Origin of the sequence: Methylotenera sp., assembly GCF_029945705.1 — a bacterium.
Taxonomy (GTDB): Bacteria; Pseudomonadota; Gammaproteobacteria; order Burkholderiales; family Methylophilaceae; genus Methylotenera.
In genome coordinates, this window is the sequence record NZ_JAQSDC010000031.1 from 1 (window position 1) to 18,682 (window position 18,682).

Consider the following 18,682-nt stretch of genomic DNA (forward strand, 5'->3'; position numbering starts at 1 on the left):
TCAAAGCCCAGCTTTTTTAGCATCAGTTATTAGCCATTAAAATTAAAGAGTGACCACCCTACAAAGTTGGTCTATCTTTTGCTTAGTCATAGTATCATCATTGAAAAGTCGTTTAGATAAACACTAAATTCAATATAACTATGACTCAAATTTTAATGGCTTAAACTTAATGGTTCAACCAACACCCTATCATTTTTCTGGCTTAGAGCATCTAGCAACCGCCATCATATTGTTAGACGAAAGTCGTCGCGTGGTGTATATCAACCCTGGTGCAGAAATCATATTTGCCTTTAGTGCAACGCACGTGACTGGCATGCTGATTAGCGATGTGTTCCCTGATTGCGAAATTTTAATGTCCGCTATTAAAAATGCCATTCAGCAACAAAGCCCATTTCGCGAGCATGAATTTACCATCACCACCAATCGCCATAATTCATTTGCGGTCACTTGTACGGCAACGCCTATTGATTCACCTAAGGCATGCTTAATCCTTGAGTTTCAGCAAATGGATGCGCAACTTCGCATCGCGCGTGAAGAACGCATGTTGATTCAACAGCAAGCCAATGCCGAGTTATTGCGTAACCTAGCGCATGAAATTCGCAATCCACTTGGCGGGCTACGCGGCGCTGCACAATTGCTAGAACATGAATTACCATCGCCAAGCTTACGTGAATATACGCAAGTGATTATTAAAGAGGCTGATCGGCTGCAATCACTCATGGATAGATTGCTGATACCGCATCGTGCACCAAAATATCAACCGACCAATATTCATGAAGTGCTTGAGCGTGTGCGTAGTTTGTTATTAGCCGAAACACCCAAAACCGTGCTGATTAAACGTGACTATGATTTAAGCCTACCTGAACTCATTGGCGACCGCGAAAAACTCATTCAGGCGGTGCTTAACATTGCACGCAATGCTGTTCAAGCCATGCAGTCTAACAATACCTCTGGCAGCCAAATTACCTTTAGAACACGTGCAGAACGCCAAGTAACATTAGCGAGAAAACGCTACCGCGTCGCGATTAAGTTAGAAATCACCGATAACGGTCCGGGTATTCCTGCCGACATTCGCGACCGTATTTTTTACCCATTGGTGTCAGGGAGCGAAGGTGGCTCTGGCCTAGGCTTAACGCTTGCGCAAACTTTTATCACCCAACATCACGGCATGATTGAATGCGAAAGCGTACCGGGCAATACCTGCTTTACGATTCTATTACCGATTGAAACTACGGCAATAAAGCCGGCAGCAAATAAATAATAAACAACATTCGCGGCTACAAGCCGCTCCTACTTGCCCTGTTTGTAGGAGCGGCTTGTAGCCGCGAAATACTAGGATATAAAATGAAACCAATCTGGATCATCGACGACGACAAATCTATACGCTGGGTGTTTGAAAAAGCACTAGCACGCACGGATTTAGAATTTAAAACCTTTTCTTCTGTCGCAGAAGCGCTCAATGCCTTAGAGCGAGAACAACCACAAGTCGTGGTCAGTGATATACGCATGCCAAATGGTTCTGGCTTGGATTTTCTGAGCGAAATCAAACAAAAGTATCCTGATATTCCAGTCATCATTATGACCGCCTATTCTGACTTAGAAAGCGCAGTAGCCGCCTTTCAAGGGGGTGCATTTGAGTACCTAGCCAAGCCTTTTGACGTCGATCAGGCGATTGATGTCATTAAGCGTGCGGTAGACGAAAGTACAAGGCAAGCACCCGAGAGCACTGCCATTGAAGCTACTCCTGAGATTATTGGCCAAGCACCTGCCATGCAAGAGGTTTTTAGGGCCATAGGCCGATTAAGTAGGTCGCATGCAACAGTGTTAATCAATGGTGAATCTGGTAGCGGTAAAGAGCTTGTAGCGCGGGCTTTGCATCGCCATAGCCCAAGAGGGGAAAAGCCATTTATTGCCATTAACACTGCAGCTATTCCAAAAGATTTGCTTGAGTCTGAACTATTTGGTCACGAGCGTGGCGCGTTTACAGGCGCACAAGCGGCGAGACGCGGCAGATTCGAACAAGCCGATACTGGCACACTGTTTTTAGATGAAATTGGCGACATGCCGCCAGACCTACAAACACGACTTTTACGTGTATTGAGTGATGGGCAGTTCTACCGCGTTGGCGGGCATCAACCCATTAAAGTGAATGTACGCATTATCGCCGCAACCCATCAAGACTTAGAAGAACGTGTTAAGAACGGCTTATTCCGTGAAGATTTGTTTCACCGCTTAAATGTCATTCGCTTAAGATTACCTGCACTACGCGAGCGTAGAGAAGATATACCTTTATTGATAAAGCATTTCTTACAACACAGCGCCACTGAGCTTGGTGTAGAGACAAAACAACCTTCAGCGGCAGCACTTAAATATCTAAGCGCAGTCAACTGGAGCGGCAATGTGCGCCAACTAGAAAACGTATGCCATTGGCTGACTGTCATGGCACCAGGTCAAAATATTGATATTGCAGACCTACCACCAGAACTTAAAGAAGACAGCAGCAAATCAAACGCAGCACTTTCATGGCAAGATGCACTAGCCGCAGAAGTAATGGATGCGCTGACTAGGGATGAGCAAAACATACTAGAAACTCGCACCAATATATTTGAAAAAATATTAATCATTAAAGCGCTAGAGCATACCCATGGTAGACGCATAGAAGCAGCCAACCAATTAGGCATGGGACGCAATACGCTTACACGTAAGATTCAAGAATTAGGAATTGAAGAATAATGTAGGAGGCAACCGTAAAGGTTGTCTCCGTGGAATATATGTGCTGAAGCACATTATTCACACGCGAACGCCCTCGTGCCGAATAGCGACGGTGGCCTATTATGCTACATTGTTTTTCGCGACGAGGACGTCGCTCCTACAGATGACACTTACACGTAAGATTCAAGAGTTGGGAATTGAAGAGCAATTATTAGGTATAGAGAAATAATTGTAGGAGGGGCTTGCAGCCCCGAAAGAAACGGTAGATTTTTGTACTGCGCTTCGCAGCTACAAGCCGCTCCTACAAAAACAAAGCAAAAAAACGGCATCCGAAGATGCCGTTTTTATTTATAACTTTAAACTACAACAGGGTTAACCCTGCCTTATCCTAGAAGAATAAGATTGCGCCTAAAGAAACAGTTTTTGCTTTGCTTGTTGTTGCTAAACCAGTACCTTTAGCATCCACTTCATCTTTAGCATCTGAGTATTCAGCTACTAAGTTTAAGTGTTTTGTTAAAGGATGATATGCACCAATTGTCCACATTTCGTTTGAAGCATTACCTTGGTTTACATCGCCACCTAGACCTGTTGTATCAATGTTTGAAACACCCCAGCTAACGCCCAATTTAGTGCCTACATTTGGAATCGTGTAAGTAGCTTGAACATAGCCACCATCAGAATCACGCTCATTGAACAATGAATCTAAACCGCTTGAGAATTGGTATTGATTACCGATACCAGAACCAGTGAAGTAGTAACCAGTCAAACCAAATCCAGCAACATTTACTGTAGCGCCGATATCAACTGCTTCGCCACGTGCACTTTGTGTAGCTGTTTTAAGTTTTTGTGTAATACCAGAAACCCAAACTTTACCAGCGAAGTCGCCAGCCCAAGCATATGAAGCTTTACCTTCAAATGCTGGTGAAGCGCCACCTGCTTCAGTAGAAGCACCGTTAGATGCATAGTTGCTACCTGTACCATTAGCATTCCAACCTTGAGTTACACCAGCTGTGAAGCTGAAGCCATTCCAGTTTGGTGATGTGTATGCAGCTTGGTTTTTCCAATCAGCATAGATATAGCCTGTACCAATACGGCCTAATGTAGTTGTACCGTTTAATGTACCAGCACCTGAACCAACGCCTAACAATGTCATATCATTCAAGATAGCATCTGAAGCGAAAATGCCTAGATCTTTACCTAATTTGATAGAACCCCATGAAGCATCACCGAATGTCAAGAATTGTTGACGATTTTCGTTACCACCACCACCTGATAATGATGAAGTTGTAGCAGCACCTGGCTGCATGCTGATTGTGAAACCAACATCTAAATCGTTTTGGCGTGTTTTACCAGAAACTGTTAGGTAGTTAGGTAATAAACCAGTAGTGATATTTGATTTTGTTTTAGCGCCGTTGTTGTTTGCACCACCAGTTAATGCTGAACCATTATCGCCTGTGTGACGAGTTGATGTGTAGTACATGTTTACAACACCACCGATATCTAAAGTCCAATCGCCAGCTGGAATCATGATGCCAGCGTTTGCGCTTGAAGCTGCAGCTAATAGAGCTGAAGCAACTGCTAATTTAATTGTGTTATTCATATGAATCTCCTAATTATGTAATGCTATTTTTATTACTAAATAACCTCGCTATTACCAAATCATAACTGACTTAAGATAATAGCAAGAGAGTTTGCAAACTCTCTCAATGGGACTATGTTTAAAATCGTCATTAAGAAGGTGAATGAGAGTATGCCTAAAGCATTTAGGCTAAACAACTAATTATTGGTGTTTTTGTCACATTTGTTTACATTTGTTGTAAATCTGCAACATTTTGGGTCGTAGGAGGCACATCCTCGTGCCGATTATGTTATTGAAGGACGCGGATAATTTCCAATAAATGCCGCATCGCATTGATTCATAGGTTTTTCGCGACGAGGGCGTCGCTCCTACGGTTAAAGCCATATTGCATCCCAATGTGGGTAATCGCCAACGCGTTTCACCAAACCTGCTCTTACTGGATTTGCAATGATATACCTTGCTATTGTTTGAATATCTTCTTCTTTGCGTGTTGCATGATCGTAATATCCAGCTTGCCAAATAGATTGGCCAATCGCTCGTGAACTGAGTGACTTTAGACTTTGCACTGTTTTTGATAGACTTTTGATTTGATTTAATTGAAACAACCAATGTATATGGTCCGGCATGATGACAAAAGCCAAGGTATTTGTGTATCCCATATCGTCCGAAGCTTTAATTTGCATCGTTAAATCTCTCGCATGTTGAAAAACTTTGAAAATAGGCGTTCTATTAAGCGTTGCGGTTGTTATGTGATAAATTTGATTGGATTGCGATACTCGCCCCCTGCGTAGATCTTTTTGGTGTGGGGTGCTGCCAAGTGCTGTTTGTGCAGCATTATTGTTCATTTTGTTATTCATGCCCTATACATTGTAGGAGCGACGCCCTCGTCGCGATATTTCTCATAAACACGTGTTTCGCGACGAGGGCGTCGCTCCTACAAATACTCTTCTACCGTAAATAATTTACGATGCTCTCTAATTGCAAAGCGATCTGTCATTCCTGCAATGTAGTCTGCTACGGCACGGGCTTTGTCTGTTTCCGCTGATAGTTGAAATTCATTGGGTAGTAGCCCAGTATTTTCAAAAAAAGCTTCAAAAAGCTCACGCACAATGCGTGCAGCTTTTGCGCTCATGCGGTTTACCTTGTAGTGGTGATATAAGTTTTTGCGTAAAAATTGTTTGAGCTTTTGATTTTGCTCTGCAACTTGGCTGCTGAAGCCAATTAACTGTGGCAGCTGACGTATATCACTGATACTTTTAGCTTGTGATTGCGCGATATTTTCAGCGCTATGCGTGCATAAATCAACCACCAAGGTATTAATCATGCGGCGTACTGTTTCGTGTATGAGTCGTTTTTGCTCTAACTTTGGGTATTTAGCTTTGACTATTGCTAAGTTATTGGCAAACAATTCAACTTTTGCAAGTTGATCTACGGTAATTAAGCCTGAGCGCAGCCCATCGTCAATGTCATGATTGTTATAGGCAATTTCATCTGCAAAGTTAGTGAGTTGCGCTTCTAAGCTTGGGCTGGTTTTATCTAAAAATCGCTGACCTACATCGCCCAATAACTTTGCATTTTTGATTGAGCAATGTTTGAGGATGCCTTCTCGCACTTCAAACGTAAGATTTAGACCGTCGAACTCCGCGTAACGCTGTTCTAGCTTTTCAACCACTCTTAATGATTGTAAATTGTGTTCAAAGCCGCCGAAGTCACGCATGCATGCATTTAGTGCATCCTGTCCTGCGTGGCCAAATGGCGTATGACCTAAATCATGCGCCAATGCGATTGCTTCTGTTAAGTCTTCATGCAGATTAAGCGTACGGGCAATGCCACGCGCCATTTGCGCAACTTCCAGACTATGCGTTAATCTTGTACGGAATAAATCGCCTTCATGATTCACAAAAACTTGCGTTTTGTATTCTAGCCGACGAAAGGCTGTGGAATGAATGATGCGATCACGGTCACGCTGAAAGGCGTTACGCGTTTCTGAGGCTGGTTCGTCAAAATGACGCCCTATTGTTTCTTCGGGATTTGCAGCATAAGGCGCAAGGTTATTCATTAGGATTAATATTTTCCATTTTTTGACATTAATTTTCTCTAATACTTTATATCGCCAACGTCTCTTTTAGCTTTTCCGCATCATAGTCACTAGTGATAATTGACTTACCAATGCCTTGCTGCAATATCAACCTAATTTTGCCATTTTCTACTTTTTTATCTAATGCCATTAAATCTAGATACTTTCCCACACCTAAGCTTGGCGGTACTATTGGTAAGTTTGCGGATTCAAAACTATTTTTAATTCTTGCCACTTCAAGCTCACTTAACCAGCCCATGCGTTTGGACAAGTCTGCTGCCATTACAGTGCCTGCTGCAACGCCCTCACCATGCAGCCACACACCATATCCCATTGCATTTTCAATGGCATGCCCGAAAGTATGACCTAAATTTAGCAAGGCGCGCTCACCTTGTTCATGCTCGTCTTTGGCAACAACATCTGCTTTATTTTGGCATGAACGATAAATGGCATAGCTGAGCGCTTGCTCATCCAATTGCATCAAACTGCTCATATTAATTTCTAGCCAATCAAAGAAATCAGCATCACGAATTAATCCATACTTAATAACCTCAGCAACTCCTGCCGAAAATTCTCTTGGAGGTAGTGTTTGTAGCGTATCAATATCCGCCAAAACCAACTGCGGCTGATAAAAGGCACCAATCATATTTTTACCAAGCGGGTGATTAATGCCAGTTTTTCCTCCAACAGATGAATCTACTTGGGATAGCAATGTAGTAGGAACCTGAATAAATGGTACGCCGCGCAGATAGGTAGCAGCAGCATAGCCCGTTAAATCGCCAATCACCCCACCACCAAGCGCAATTAATGTGGTGCTTCGTTCACAGCGATTTTTTAGTAAGGCATCATAAATGACATTGAGCGTTTCCGAATTTTTATAGACTTCGCCGTCGTGTAATACAATTGTGATGACAGTGACGCCCGCATCTTGCAGAGTGTTGCTTAATTGCTCCAAATACAATGGAGCAACGGTTGTATTAGTCACAATAGCCACATGTTTACGCTTGAGGTGAGGCAGTATTAAGGTTGCATCTGCAAGCAGATTGCGCCCGATGTGTATTGGATAACTTCTATTAGCTAGCTCTACTTTAAGTGTTTGCATTTTTATTTCTGATATTTATGTAAATGTGAATTGATTGTTAGCTTTTAAGTGTCTACTTTATGGGTTCTTTATGACTAGTTTCTTTAATCAAATGCTCAATATAATTAGTAATTTCATTGGCAGACTGAGCGCCAGTATCAACGATATAATCTGCTAATGCAGAGTATATTGGGTCGCGATCGATATATAACTGCTCTAGTTTCTGCTTAATATTGCCACCTTGAAGTAATGGGCGGGATTTATCATTGCGTGTTCTAAGCCACAAGTCATGCACACTTGCTCGTAAATAAACAACCTTACCATTATTTTTCAGTAACTCACGATTTTCAGGCAGTAAGACCGCGCCTCCGCCAGTAGCCATCACTATATTTTCGAGCTGGCATAGCTCTTCAATTGCAGTTGTCTCACGTTTGCGGAATCCGTCCACACCCTCTAATTCAAATATAAGAGGGATTTTAACGCCGGTTTTGCGTTCTATTTCATGATCAGAATCATAAAACACCATACCCAATTGCTTAGCGATTAATCGACCGATTGTGGTTTTACCTGCACCCATCAGACCTATAAAATATATATTGCTAGACTTACTATTCATCACCGCCACCCATCATGCATAAAAAATGCCCATCACAAGTATGATGGGCATTTTAAGGCAAACTAAGTAATCTGTCAGATTAAGGTTAATTTATTTAACCGCAGAATTCAAAACCTCCAATTACTGCAAGCTCAAGCTTTCGTCCATAATTCTTGGTGTAATGAATATAAGCAACTCTTGCTTGTCATTCTGACTAGTTCTCTTTTTGAACAAATTACCCAAAACAGGCAAGTCTCCAAAGAACGGGACTTTCTCTACATCATTACGAACAGTTTGTTCGAATATACCACCGAGCACTGCCGTTTCACCGTTGCCGACAAGCACCTGAGTATTAATGTTTTGCGTTTCAATTGATGGCACCCCACTAAATACCTGACCTACTCGATCTTTCTTAACATCGAGCTCCATAATAATTTTATCATCCGGCGTAATTTGTGGGGTTACTTCCAGACTCAATACTGCAGATTTAAATGACACTGTTGCAGCACCACTGCTGCTCGCTTCGAGATATGGAATCTCAGTACCTGCGGCAATTTTAGCCTTATGTTGGTTTGCTGTAGTTACTCGGGGGCTTGATACAATTTTTCCTCGCCCATCTGACTCCATAGCGGTCAACTCCATATTGAGTAGTAAACCAGCAGCAGAACTATATATACTATAGGCTAACGATCCTGTTGCATTTGCAACGGCTAAGTTTGACATGAGATCTGGCTGACCATCTGAGCTGGTCAATACAGAGCCCCCCGTTGAGTTTGTCTGAATTGAGCCATTATGCGTTCCCTGCGTTATCGTTGTAACTCCATTCGTGGTGGTAACAGTCGTCGGTCTATTACCTAAAGAACCACTTATCGTACTTGCTGTACTACCAGTCTTTCCTGATTGTGTAACACCAAGCCTAGCTCCCAAAGCCTTGCTATATTTATCATCAGCGATTACCAATCTAGACTCAATCATTACCTGCTTAACAGCAATATCAACCTTACTAATAATTGCTTGTACCTGTTCAAGATATTTAGATGTGTCTTGTACAAAAACAGTATTTGTACGTGGATCTAGTACAGCACTCCCCCGTTTAGATAAAATTTTCTGCTTTGGATCACTTAATATTTCTTTTAATGACTCAGCCTTCATATATTTTAAAGTAAACACCTCAGTACGAACTGGCTCCAAATCATCGATTTGCTGGCTAGCTTCAAGTTTCTGCTTTTCCTTTGCTGCAACCTCTTCAGCAGGCGCTACTAAAATAACATTGCCTGTTTTGCGCATCGATAGACCTTTACTTTGAGTAATAATGTCTAGTGCTTGATCCCATGGAACATCTTTTAAACGTAAAGTTAAGTTACCCGTGACAGTATCGCTTGTAATAATATTCAAGCCTGTAAAATCAGCGATTACTTGCAATACTGAACGGACTTCTATATTTTGGAAGTTCAATGAGAGCTTCTCACCTGCATAGCCAGGTTTAGCTCCACGTACAAGCTTGTTTGGGTCTTCAACAACTTGGCGTACGTCGATAATGAATTTTTTATCTGCCTGATAAGCTGATTGCTCCCAATTACCTTTGGGTTCAATTACCATTTGCCCATTCTTACCGTGTTTCATTGTGTCAACATAAATGACTGGTGTATTAAAGTTGGTCACATTTAATCTACGTTGCAGGTTGGCTGGAACATCCGTATTCAGAAAATCGACAACGATTGTTTTACCTTTCTGCTTAATATTAATGCCAGCTGAAGCAGATGATAAGTCTACAATAATGCGACCTTCACCATTTTTACCCCTGGCAAAATCCACATTGTTAATTGCAAACTGTTGTTGGCCTAGTGTTGGCTCAGAAAATTTTGTTTCTACACCAGCATTTGCACTCGCTTCGTTAGCTTGCAGCACTATTGTTACATCGTTACCATTCATGGTGGTGTTGTAACCTACATTTTTAGATAGATTTAACACCATGCGAGTGCGTTCTTTAGCCTGTGCAAGCATAATACTTTTAAGTGAACCTTGATCAGCTTGAATATTAGTTTTAGCAGTGCCGTTCGCTACACCAGGGAAGTCTAAGGCAATACGTGCTGGACTATTCAATGTAAACCCTGCAGGTGCATTTGTAAGCGGTATTGTGGTTTTGATATGAATAGCTACCCGGCCACCAGGCAAAGATGAAAAATCCACACTTTCTATTTTATTTTTAAGGTTGGATTGCTCTTCAGCTAACGATACGCCTGAAATTATTACTAGCCCCAACAGTAAAAAAACCTGTGAAAATTTGCTTACCCATGTGTTGTTTTTCATTGTCTCACCTTAAATTTCCAATTACTTTAAATAGGGGTTTCTATTAAATCGCTAACTACTCTTGCAATGGCAAATTAGAAACTCGCTCTATCCAATCCCCTGAAAGATCATCTTGCACAATCTCTTTTAATTCAACTTCACTATCAGTAATTTTTGTCACCATGCCAAAATTTTGACCTACGTAATTACCTATTTTAACTTGTTGCACACCATTATCTGGCGTTAACAACAAAGCATAAGTAAGTTTAACTTTTGACAACTGACCAACGTATTTAATACTCTCAAGCGGATACGCTTCCATAGGCTCTTTAGGCCGATTCATATTGGGTTGTAAAACACTATTTGCATTCGATGCCTTGCGTGCACGAAACGGATCGCTTAACTTGCCATCTGCATTATATTGCAGAGCAAGATACGGCTTTACCTCTGGAAGTGGTTTGATTTTTGGCCGCATGTCTTTAGCGGCGTTTTTAATAAAGCTATCCAAATCATCGCCATCACCACCACTACATGCAGCTAAGCTAAGGCATAACAGACAAGCTAATGAAATTTTTAACCACATACTATGTGTTGGTTTTCGCTTTAATCGCAGATTCGCATGATTCATCAAATTTTCCCAACTGCTTTTATTTTCGCCTCATTTTGTTTTTTAGTTGCAAGCTCATCTGCATCCAAATATCTGTAAGTTCTGGCAGTAGCTTCCATAACCAATATTGCATCTGCATTACTTGATTTAACATCTTTACCAGCGTTAACCGAAATGTCGTTCAATGTCACGATGCGTGATAATTTAGAGATATCGGTGGCAAATGCACCTAAATCATGATAAGTACCAAGTACTTTAATAGAGATTGGCATTTCCGCATAAAACTCTGCTTGTGTTTCTTGACCAGGTTTAAAGAGTTCAAATTCTAAACCGCGCCCTAAACCAGCCTGATTAATATCTGTTAGCAATCCATCCATTTGAGACTTGTCAGGCAACTGCTTTAATAATGCGCCAAAGGTTTTTTCAATCTCCACCATTTGCTGTTTGTAGCCTGCCAAATTGACTGCTTGTGCTTGCTTATCAAGAAAAACTTTTCGCAACTCTTCCTCTTTTGCCTTTGCTGTATCAAGCGAAGTAAAAGCATCAGTCCATAAAAAATAGTAGCCCAAAGCCAAAATAACTACAAATATGAACCCAAGCAATACAGCTTTAACTGCGGCTGGCAAGCTACCTGCATTATTGAAATCTATATTATTAAAATCATCTAACTTCATGATTAATTTCCACCTTTAGCTGGTTTTTCATCAGTCTCGACTTTAGGAACTTTAATATTCACATTCAATGCAAATGCGTTTTGTTTCAACGTATTAACAATCACAGATTTAATTTCAACTAGACTAGGTGACTCCATCCAATTTGAGGTGGATAGATTTCTCACCAAAGTAGCAACACGCGCATTGGTATCAGCTACGCCTTCTATTGAAATCACATTACCTTGCTGCTTAATGCTTTTAAGATACATACCCTCTGGCAACTGCCTACTCAGTTCATCTAGCACAACCACCGCTTGACTTCGGTTGGTTTGCAAATTCTCAACCACTTGCTTGCGCTCTAGCATAGTACTGATTTGATCTTTCAGATCTTTAATATCAGCAATTTCTTTATCCAGCTTCACAATCGCTGTATCTAAGCGCGCATTACGCTCTGCCTGCGCATCTATTTTTGCATTGATGTATGTGTAGCCCAAAAAGATAATCACTGAGGCAGCAATTGCTGAGAACAATGCCATTAAACCGAACTCACGCTGACGTGCTTCACGTCTAATTTGGCGATGCGGTAGCAGGTTGACGCGTATCATACCGTTACCCCCCTCATCGCAAGACCGCAGGCAATTAGCAGGGCGGGTGCATCAGTAGCTGCCTGCTGCTGCTTAAGTCTAGTATTAATTGTCATACTCTGGAATGGGTTGGCGACAATCGTATTAACTTGCGTTCGATCTTGCACAACTACATCAATCGCTGGAATCGCTGCGCAACCACCTGCCAACACAATATGGTCGATACGATTGTATTGTGTTGAGCTAGTGAAAAACTGTAATGCCCTTGCGACTTCCATGGCAAGCGTCTGCATAAAAGGTTGCAATACTTCACTATCATAACTTTCAGGCAAGCCGCCTTTGCGCTTAGCAATTTCCGCTTCTTCTAATGACAAGCCAAAACGTCGTTGAATTTCTTGAGTGAGCTGACCACCACCAAAACTTTGCTCTCTGGTGTAAACAGACTTATTATCGTGCAACACATTAATATGCATCATTGATGCGCCTATGTCGATGATAATCACGGTTTGTTCACGACCCGCGTTAGGAAGCTGACTTGATACTATAGAGTAAGCAGCTTCTGTAGCATAGTTTTCAACATCCATGACCGTGACTTTAAGCCCAGCGCCTTCGGCAGCGGCAACACGATCTTCAATTTTCTCCTTACGAGACGCAGCAATCAAAACTTCTACTTCATCTGGATTATTTGGTGCAGCACCAAGCACCTGAAAGTCAATATTCACTTCGTCTAAAGAGAATGGAATGTATTGATTAGCTTCCGCTTCCACTTGCGCCTCCATGTCCTCCTCACGAAGGTCGGCAGCCATTAATACTTTTTTGCTAATCACCGCAGAAGCGGGCAAGGCGAGCGCTACTCGTTTCTCACGAGATCCCAAAAGTTTCCATGCCTGCTTGATAGCATCCGCTACCTTTTCAAGGTCACCCACATTCCCATCAACCATAGCTTCTTTGGCTAAGGGTGCAGTAGAGTATCCCTCAAGCTTATAGCCGCCGCGACCATCATCTGATAATTCCACCATCTTAATAGAAGTAGAACTGATGTCGATTCCAATCAGTGGCGGGGTCTTTTCTTTAAAAAAGTTGAATTTCAAACTGAAATTCCCTTTCTGGGTTCGTTAGTTACGTTCATTTCTAATAATTTACATTAAATCCTATCAACAACTTTAAGCCCTGTAAAGCAATTTATTTTATTGGTCAAATTTATTGTGGATTTAATTAACACTTTTTAACGCTTTATTTTATTGTTTATTAGCAAGGTGCGGCATAGCAATTTATAATAGTGTCGATTCTAACCATTGAAATTGTAAACTTCATGACTCCTACAAAATGGTGGCACTACGTTTTACTAGCTATATTCGTTGGCGGCTTATCTGTTGTAGCACTGGTTGCTATTGCTGCTGCTATTATTTACCCGTCACTCCCTTCGCTTGATGCGCTCACTAATTACCAACCCAAACTTCCTTTACGCGTTTACTCTGAAGATGGCTATTTAATTGGTGAGTTTGGTGAAGAGCGCCGCGCATTTATTAATATCGACCAAGTTCCACAAAACCTTAAAGATGCAGTGTTAGCCATTGAGGATCGTCGTTTTTATCAGCACAACGGTATTGATACTACGGGGATTCTAAGAGCGATTAAGAATAATGTTTCTGGCAGATCACACGAAGGTGCAAGCACCATCACGATGCAAGTAGCCAAAAACTTTTTCACGGTTCCCAATGGCAAACGTACGCTGATTACCAAGATCAATGAAGCGCTACTGGCGATTAAAATTGAACATAGCTTAAGCAAAGATAAGATACTCGAGCTTTATATCAACCAGATTTATTTAGGTCAGCGTGCTTATGGCTTTGCGGCCGCCTCACAAGTCTATTATGGAAAAACGCTTGATAAACTAAATCTTGCAGAAACGGCTCTGCTGGCTGGTCTGCCTAAAGCGCCATCCAACTACAATCCGTTTACCAATCCAAAACGCTCAATGGGGCGCCAGCAAGAAGTTTTGCACGACATGTTTCGCTTTGGGTTTTTAAAGGAGAGCGATTATCAAGCTGCGCTTAAGCAGCCTTTGCGTTTTAAAGTAACAAAGCAATCTCGTGACTTGTCTGCTGATTATGTGGCCGAAAGCGTTAGAGACACGTTATATACACAATATCAAGATGAAATTTACAGTAGCGGCCTGAATGTTTACACCACCATCCTTAAAGCAAACCAAGAGGCTGCGAATGCTGCAGTGCGAGAAGGTGTTTTAGATTACGACCTTCGCCACGGTTATCGTGGTCCAGAAAAAGTATTCGATATTGCATCATTGCCAATACCGGAGTACTCAGCTAAAAATAAAAAGAGTGCGCTTGATATAGCGCTTGATGACTTTGAAGTATTTAACGGCTTTATCCCTGCAATCATCACTAGCGTATCACCCAAGTCTGTTGAAGCGCATACCAAAAGTGGCGAAGATATTGTGATTACAGACAAGGGCTTAGCCTTTGTCGATAAAATGCTGCATGACAAAGATCCAACTAAGCGCTTATTGAAAGAAGGTGCGGTCATCCGTGTGATCAAAAATGATGACACATGGCGCATCGTGCAGCTTCCACAGGTTGAATCTGCATTAATAGCGCTTGATCCAGAAAATGGTGCAATACGCGCACTTGTTGGCGGCTTTGATTTCAATCAGAGTAAGTTTAATCACGTCACTCAAGCATGGCGTCAGCCAGGTTCAAGCTTCAAGCCGTTTATTTACTCTGCTGCTTTAGAAAAAGGTTACACGCCAGCAACGATTGTAGAAGATGCCCCGTTAAATTTTTCAGCGGCTCAAACAGGCGATAAAGAATGGTCACCACAGAACTATGAGAATTCATTTGAGGGGCCAATCAGCTTAAGAAAAGCATTAGCACATTCGGTCAACACGGTTGCAATTCGCGTACTACAAAATATTGGCCCGGAGTATGCGCAAAGCTATATTACCCGTTTTGGTTTTGAAGCTAAAAAACACCCAGCCTACCTCACTATGGCGCTAGGCGCTGGTTCAGCAACACCATGGCAAATGGCGAGTGCTTACGCAGTATTTGCCAATGGTGGTTACCGCGTTAAACCAAATTTGATTTCTAAAATTGTAGATCAACATGGCAAAGTGATTTCCAGAACGGTTTTTGACCATGCCAGCAATGGCGCACCGCGTGTGATTGATAGCCGAAATGCCTTCATCATGAACTCTATGATGCAAAGCGTGATACGCAACGGTACTGCCGCCAAAGCACTAAAACTAGGTCGTAGTGATATTGCTGGTAAAACGGGAACAACCAATGACCATATAGATGCTTGGTTTGCAGGTTATAGTCCCAAACAAGTGGCTATAGCATGGGTAGGGTTTGACTCACCAAGACCATTAGGTAGAGGTGAAACTGGCGCTGCTGCTGCATTACCAATATGGATTAAATATATGGCAGCTGCATTAAAAGGCACGCCTGAAATGGCAATGCGTATGCCTGATGGCGTGGTTGCTATGAATGTAGACCCGACAACAGGTACGCGGGATGATAGCGGCATTACCGAATACTTTTATCATGAAAACCCGCCACCATTAGTTGAGAGTCTTCCTCCACTTTTAGGTGATGAGCTAAATTCAGATGACTTAACATCATCCAATCCAAATCAGGCCCAGCAGATGATGCAACCTGAACCCACAATAGCACCAAACACTAATCCCGCTGCAATTTCTAAACCTTCAGCACCAATACCTAGCAATCTAGACCAAAAGCAGGGTTTATCACAAAGTCCTAACAATGCTGCTAATCCAGCCATGGTAAAACCTATACCTACTTCTGAACCTAAGCACCAGCAAAGAAGTAGAGACTTGCAGAATGCTGCAGCTAGACTTTTAAGTGGTCACTAAAATCCCTCATGGCCAAAGAAAACCTTCAGCAATTACGACAGCTCATTGCTCAATCAGCCGCCAGAATGATGGCGGAAGACGGCATTTCAGATTACGCCTATGCAAAGAAAAAAGCAGGGCGACAAATAGGCACCTCAGATAACGATGTACTGCCTTCAAACGCAGAAATTGAAGAAGAGCTCAAACTCTACAATGCATTGTTTCTAAGTGATGAGCAGCCAGGAAACCTACGTGAACTACGTAAAAATGCGTTGTTTACCATGAAGTTATTAGAAAAATTCAACCCCTATTTAACGGGTTCAGTATTGGATGGCACGGCTGGCTTGGGCTCAGAAACACATATTCATTTGTTTGCAGACAGTTTAAAAGAAGTAGAAATGTTTCTGCTAAACCAAGACATTCCGTTTGAAACCAATGAAAAATCTTACCGTGTACTCAACGATGGGAAACGCGACAAAAAAGGTGATCACCGTAAAAAAGTACCCGTTTTTTCACTCGAGATGTCAACGGGCGTCATTAAATTAAGTGTGTTTGAAGTGGATGAAATAAGAGTTGCAACCAAACGTAGCGCTGATGGAAGCAACGCAGAGCGCGCAAATATCGAAGATGTGAAAGCCTTATTAGCTTAACTTCAGCGCGGCGATTCATTCGCCAAAGCTTTTTGATTGAGAACAACCCAACCCCACATTACTATTCTTGGCCTTGTTAATTATTGCCATGCTTGGCATGCCAGTTCCGCATCGTTTGATTGCAAGCCTCCACCTCACTTAACAATGAAGCGGAAACATTACACAGACTTATTGTTTCAATGTGATATCCAGTTGTAGTGTCTATGACAGCAGGTCGCGAAGTTGGCGATGAGCAAGCGCCTTTGCTTTGATCACGTAGCTCATTTAATACAAGCAGTCGCAGCCTTAGCGCCTGAATATCTTTATTTGCCGCTACAACGCCACCCTCTACGCCGATTTCTGCTAATAAATCAGCGAGTTCATCTCGTAGTGCGATGGACTTTGATAGCGCTGCATCAAGTTTTGTCGAAGAAGCCGCTTTCTTGTTCAACTCAACTTTAGGCGCAGGCTGTGCAACTTCAGGCAGACTAATCGTTCCCGCTACTGCCGTCTGTGCTGCAGCGTTATCTTGCATGATGGGAGCAGATGCTGGTGCAGCTATCACTGCTGACATTTGAGCTTCTTTTGCTAATGGTGCTACCGCCTGCTGAGCGGCAGGCAATGAAGACTTTTCTTTGCGAGGCGCGGTGACTTTATTTAATTTTTTTTGTACGGTTTTTTCAGTGTTAGTCTCTGTTGTAGCAAGTTGATCTACAGAATCAGCAGAGACATCTACAGACCTTCTCTCAGCAGGCTCACTGGGCGTTGCCACTTTTAGCATCGTATCATCAGGCAGCTGGTGCCAAAATACAACAACGACCAACACTGTAGCCACCGCGCTTCCAATACCCGTGATATGCCAGCTTGAGCCGAACCATTCATGCCAAACGTTATACAGGCGTGTTAGCCACGTTTCATGGGTTTGCTTCAAGGCACTATCAGCATAAGCCAACACTGCTTTTTGTGTCGCATCACTTGGCATTAGCTCGCTATCGGGCGCATGCTTAAGTGCTTGCTGTAAATGCTGATCTTGCAAACTCATGAAGTCGTATCCGCTTCCAAAATAGGCTGCAAATGTGCGCCCATACATAAACGCAGTTTGTACAAAGCATAGCGTAATCGGCTTTTAACCGTTTCAAACTCAGTGTTTAGTACCTGCGTTATTTCATCTAAACTCAAACCATCCTCATGGTGCAACAAAAATGCGGCGCGCTGCAACGCAGGCAAACCCTCTAAACAATGCAAAAGCTGCTGACCCGCTTTGCGCCAAAAGGCTTGCTGTTCAGGCTGCTCCGCACTGGATGCTGGCCATAATTGCCACGCTGTTTCACTATCCTCATCCAACCAACTTTCATCCGCAGAAACCTCACGCCCGCTTTTACGCAAAATATCCACCGCTCGATGGTGCGCCAAAGTATAAAGCCAAGTCTTAAAGGCCACCCCATCACGTGGTTGCCAACTATCACGCGCATCCACCATTCGCATCCAAGTATCTTGAAAAACCTCATCTACCTGCGCCACTAGACCAATACCCAACACGCGACGCAAATACCGATAAAGCGGCTTTTCATGTCGCGTATATAAAGTACGAAAAGCCTTGCCATCACCTGAGCAAAATTTGCGCATTAAAATATCATCAGAAACTAAAGTATCGCTCATGTAACAAGTGTGTCATTAGGAAGTTAAACGGTCAATGTGTTGGGATGGGGTTAAAACAACTTTACATTAACCAAAAAAGATTAAACAAGATAACTCAATAAATGTGTTTTATCTAAAATTAGATGCCCTGAGAGGCCCATGAATATTGGCTTACAGAGCAGTTGTTTTACACTTTCAAGAAACCCAACGGTAAAATATTAGGAACTTTTTCTACTTGCAGCGCACTAAAATTTTCATTTTAAATTTTACTCTGTATAATATTTAAGCATTAGTGGCCCAAAACTCTAATAGTTTTAGGGGCTGTCCTAGATAACTAGCCCATATGTTTCTTAACCCATTGTTTTAT

At 42.3% G+C, this 18,682-nt stretch carries 16 protein-coding genes; 4 read left to right on the plus strand and 12 right to left on the minus strand.

Annotated features, from left to right (window positions below; all coding sequences use genetic code 11):
- Nucleotides 1-169: 169 nt before the first annotated feature.
- Both glnL and ntrC read left to right on the plus strand, forming a co-directional pair.
- A complete protein-coding gene (glnL, locus tag PSU78_RS06195) occupies nucleotides 170-1,261 on the plus strand; it encodes a nitrogen regulation protein NR(II) (protein WP_300385812.1) in 1,092 nt (363 codons plus the stop codon).
- 83 nt (nucleotides 1,262-1,344) lie between these two features.
- A complete protein-coding gene (ntrC, locus tag PSU78_RS06200) occupies nucleotides 1,345-2,733 on the plus strand; it encodes a nitrogen regulation protein NR(I) (RefSeq protein WP_300385814.1) in 1,389 nt (462 codons plus the stop codon).
- Between the two features lie 367 nt (nucleotides 2,734-3,100).
- Here the strand turns inward: ntrC and PSU78_RS06205 are convergent, their stop codons facing one another.
- The 10 genes from PSU78_RS06205 to PSU78_RS06250 form a co-directional block, all read right to left on the minus strand.
- Nucleotides 3,101-4,312, minus strand: coding sequence for a porin (locus tag PSU78_RS06205; RefSeq protein WP_300385817.1), 1,212 nt, complete (start codon nucleotides 4,310-4,312; stop codon nucleotides 3,101-3,103).
- A gap of 353 nt (nucleotides 4,313-4,665) precedes the next feature.
- Complete coding sequence (locus PSU78_RS06210) at nucleotides 4,666-5,148, minus strand: transposase (RefSeq protein WP_300385820.1); 483 nt, start codon at nucleotides 5,146-5,148, stop codon at nucleotides 4,666-4,668.
- A 77-nt stretch (nucleotides 5,149-5,225) separates the two neighbouring features.
- Entirely contained in the window at nucleotides 5,226-6,350 is a 1,125-nt protein-coding gene (locus PSU78_RS06215) for a deoxyguanosinetriphosphate triphosphohydrolase (protein ID WP_300385823.1), read from the minus strand.
- A 46-nt stretch (nucleotides 6,351-6,396) separates the two neighbouring features.
- Nucleotides 6,397-7,470 carry a 3-dehydroquinate synthase gene (gene aroB / locus PSU78_RS06220; RefSeq protein WP_300385826.1) on the minus strand — a complete coding sequence of 358 codons (1,074 nt, stop codon included), beginning with the start codon at nucleotides 7,468-7,470 and terminating at the stop codon, nucleotides 6,397-6,399.
- A 52-nt stretch (nucleotides 7,471-7,522) separates the two neighbouring features.
- On the minus strand, nucleotides 7,523-8,065 hold the full coding sequence (locus PSU78_RS06225; protein ID WP_300385829.1) for a shikimate kinase: 543 nt from the start codon (nucleotides 8,063-8,065) through the stop codon (nucleotides 7,523-7,525).
- 120 nt (nucleotides 8,066-8,185) lie between these two features.
- Entirely contained in the window at nucleotides 8,186-10,354 is a 2,169-nt protein-coding gene (gene pilQ / locus PSU78_RS06230; RefSeq protein WP_300385832.1) for a type IV pilus secretin PilQ, read from the minus strand.
- A gap of 55 nt (nucleotides 10,355-10,409) precedes the next feature.
- Nucleotides 10,410-10,916 carry a pilus assembly protein PilP gene (locus tag PSU78_RS06235; RefSeq protein WP_300385835.1) on the minus strand — a complete coding sequence of 169 codons (507 nt, stop codon included), beginning with the start codon at nucleotides 10,914-10,916 and terminating at the stop codon, nucleotides 10,410-10,412.
- Nucleotides 10,917-10,960: 44 nt separating this feature from the next.
- Complete coding sequence (locus tag PSU78_RS06240; RefSeq protein ID WP_300385838.1) at nucleotides 10,961-11,614, minus strand: type 4a pilus biogenesis protein PilO; 654 nt, start codon at nucleotides 11,612-11,614, stop codon at nucleotides 10,961-10,963.
- Between the two features lie 2 nt (nucleotides 11,615-11,616).
- A complete protein-coding gene (locus PSU78_RS06245; protein ID WP_300385841.1) occupies nucleotides 11,617-12,198 on the minus strand; it encodes a PilN domain-containing protein in 582 nt (193 codons plus the stop codon).
- A complete protein-coding gene (locus tag PSU78_RS06250; protein WP_300385844.1) occupies nucleotides 12,195-13,268 on the minus strand; it encodes a pilus assembly protein PilM in 1,074 nt (357 codons plus the stop codon). Before PSU78_RS06250 ends, PSU78_RS06245 begins: the two co-directional genes overlap by 4 nt.
- 221 nt (nucleotides 13,269-13,489) lie before the next feature.
- Here PSU78_RS06250 and PSU78_RS06255 point away from each other — a divergent pair, with 221 nt between their 5' ends.
- Together PSU78_RS06255 and PSU78_RS06260 are read left to right on the plus strand one after the other, a co-directional pair.
- Nucleotides 13,490-16,069, plus strand: a complete 2,580-nt coding sequence (locus PSU78_RS06255; RefSeq protein ID WP_300385847.1) for a penicillin-binding protein 1A — start codon at nucleotides 13,490-13,492, stop codon at nucleotides 16,067-16,069.
- Nucleotides 16,070-16,077: 8 nt separating this feature from the next.
- Nucleotides 16,078-16,698: a hypothetical protein gene (locus PSU78_RS06260; protein ID WP_300385849.1), complete on the plus strand. Its 621-nt coding sequence runs from the start codon at nucleotides 16,078-16,080 to the stop codon at nucleotides 16,696-16,698.
- A 76-nt stretch (nucleotides 16,699-16,774) separates the two neighbouring features.
- On the opposite strand, the gene PSU78_RS06265 is transcribed toward PSU78_RS06260, so the two are convergent.
- Both PSU78_RS06265 and PSU78_RS06270 read right to left on the minus strand, forming a co-directional pair.
- Nucleotides 16,775-17,719, minus strand: coding sequence for a hypothetical protein (locus PSU78_RS06265; RefSeq protein WP_300385852.1), 945 nt, complete (start codon nucleotides 17,717-17,719; stop codon nucleotides 16,775-16,777).
- Nucleotides 17,716-18,336, minus strand: a complete 621-nt coding sequence (locus PSU78_RS06270) for a sigma-70 family RNA polymerase sigma factor (RefSeq protein WP_300385856.1) — start codon at nucleotides 18,334-18,336, stop codon at nucleotides 17,716-17,718. The genes PSU78_RS06265 and PSU78_RS06270 overlap by 4 nt, the downstream gene beginning before the upstream one ends.
- Nucleotides 18,337-18,682: the final 346 nt, after the last annotated feature.

Coding starts and splice junctions, on each gene's coding strand:
- PSU78_RS06215 (WP_300385823.1), bottom strand. CDS start 6,350: ATGAATAACCTTGCGCCTTATGCTGCAAATCCCGAAGAAACAATAGGG.
- pilQ (WP_300385832.1), bottom strand. CDS start 10,354: ATGAAAAACAACACATGGGTAAGCAAATTTTCACAGGTTTTTTTACTG.
- PSU78_RS06260 (WP_300385849.1), top strand. CDS start 16,078: ATGGCCAAAGAAAACCTTCAGCAATTACGACAGCTCATTGCTCAATCA.
- glnL (WP_300385812.1), top strand. CDS start 170: ATGGTTCAACCAACACCCTATCATTTTTCTGGCTTAGAGCATCTAGCA.
- ntrC (WP_300385814.1), top strand. CDS start 1,345: ATGAAACCAATCTGGATCATCGACGACGACAAATCTATACGCTGGGTG.
- PSU78_RS06270 (WP_300385856.1), bottom strand. CDS start 18,336: ATGAGCGATACTTTAGTTTCTGATGATATTTTAATGCGCAAATTTTGC.
- aroB (WP_300385826.1), bottom strand. CDS start 7,470: ATGCAAACACTTAAAGTAGAGCTAGCTAATAGAAGTTATCCAATACAC.
- PSU78_RS06235 (WP_300385835.1), bottom strand. CDS start 10,916: ATGTGGTTAAAAATTTCATTAGCTTGTCTGTTATGCCTTAGCTTAGCT.
- PSU78_RS06265 (WP_300385852.1), bottom strand. CDS start 17,719: ATGAGTTTGCAAGATCAGCATTTACAGCAAGCACTTAAGCATGCGCCC.
- PSU78_RS06225 (WP_300385829.1), bottom strand. CDS start 8,065: ATGAATAGTAAGTCTAGCAATATATATTTTATAGGTCTGATGGGTGCA.
- PSU78_RS06255 (WP_300385847.1), top strand. CDS start 13,490: ATGACTCCTACAAAATGGTGGCACTACGTTTTACTAGCTATATTCGTT.
- PSU78_RS06210 (WP_300385820.1), bottom strand. CDS start 5,148: ATGAATAACAAAATGAACAATAATGCTGCACAAACAGCACTTGGCAGC.
- PSU78_RS06245 (WP_300385841.1), bottom strand. CDS start 12,198: ATGATACGCGTCAACCTGCTACCGCATCGCCAAATTAGACGTGAAGCA.
- PSU78_RS06205 (WP_300385817.1), bottom strand. CDS start 4,312: ATGAATAACACAATTAAATTAGCAGTTGCTTCAGCTCTATTAGCTGCA.
- PSU78_RS06240 (WP_300385838.1), bottom strand. CDS start 11,614: ATGAAGTTAGATGATTTTAATAATATAGATTTCAATAATGCAGGTAGC.